General features: G+C 54.6%; 1 tRNA gene. It reads left to right on the top strand.

Going from position 1 to position 240, the window contains the following annotated elements:
- Positions 1–181 precede the first annotated feature (181 nt).
- Positions 182–240, top strand: a tRNA-Arg gene (locus OGW44_RS01305).

The following is a 240-nucleotide window of genomic DNA, read 5'->3' as shown; positions in this document are numbered from 1 at the left end:
AAAACTGTTGTTTCATGGTCTGCGAGATAATCGCGAGCACCAGGGAGGATAACGTTGCTTCAGCAACGGCCCGCAGGGCGAGGCGCAGCCGAGTAATCCTCCCGGATGCACCATCTTACTTGATAGCGCTTTAGCAGCGACATCAAGTCTGCAGTAAAGCAAGTTTCCCTGATGCATCCGTAGCTCAGCTGGATAGAGTACTCGGCTACGAACCGAGCGGTCGGAGGTTCGAATCCTCCC

Source organism: Citrobacter sp. Cb023, assembly GCF_030336805.1.
In the GTDB taxonomy this organism is placed as follows: domain Bacteria; phylum Pseudomonadota; class Gammaproteobacteria; order Enterobacterales; family Enterobacteriaceae; genus Citrobacter; species Citrobacter braakii.
Note: the sequence above shows the minus strand (reverse complement) of the source record. Positions and strands in the feature narration are given on the sequence as shown.